The sequence below is a fragment of the Lacticaseibacillus nasuensis JCM 17158 genome, from assembly GCF_001434705.1.
GTDB classification, from domain to species: domain Bacteria; phylum Bacillota; class Bacilli; order Lactobacillales; family Lactobacillaceae; genus Lacticaseibacillus; species Lacticaseibacillus nasuensis.
In genome coordinates this window covers 1-582 of sequence record NZ_AZDJ01000025.1, presented here as the reverse complement: position 1 = coordinate 582, position 582 = coordinate 1, and the positions used below count along the sequence as shown (strand labels likewise).

2 protein-coding genes are annotated in these 582 nt (G+C 40.5%); both read right to left on the bottom strand.

What is annotated here, in order from left to right; translation table 11 throughout:
- Positions 1 to 194: hypothetical protein (locus FD02_RS11485; RefSeq protein ID WP_235806683.1), on the bottom strand; the 194-nt coding region annotated here is incomplete at its 3' end.
- 3 nt (positions 195 to 197) lie between these two features.
- A partial coding sequence (locus FD02_RS06020) for a hypothetical protein (RefSeq protein WP_162255579.1) occupies positions 198 to 582 on the bottom strand: 385 nt, incomplete at its 5' end.

The following is a 582-nucleotide window of genomic DNA, read 5'->3' as shown; positions in this document are numbered from 1 at the left end:
CTATTATTAATAACAGTAGATTGCATAGAAATTATTTTGTTTCCGGTTTTAGACATGCTTAAAATCCCAAATGAAACTGACCCCGTAATCGCCACCGCTTCAACTGCCCTAATGACAGCCTTCCCAATCGTCTTATTACGAGAAATTGCTTGGTCGCTATTTTCAAACGTCAACACCGTTTTCGATGATTCCATAAACTACTCCGTGTGTCCAATAAAGACCGTCCAGAATTCCTGGTTAACAATCAGTTCGTCATCAAGGTAAAAGCTAAGTTGATGTACCCCAGTCTTCTTGAAAACCGCGTTTCGGATCCCAAAGTTGAAGACAAATCCACCCAAAAACTTGGAAATTGATGATATTCCGTTTTCAAGTCTAGCAATAACCTTTTCGCCTTCAAGTACTTCAAGTTTCACCTTATGCTCAACACTATAATCCAGACCATATGTCAGTACAGAGACGTTAAATGTTAATGCAGTCTCCATCAGGGGCATGCCAAGCACAAGGGTAGGTCCAACAATCTTGGGAAGACTGTTGTTAGATACCAATTCAACCCCCTCTGACATAACAATTTGAGCGTGTACA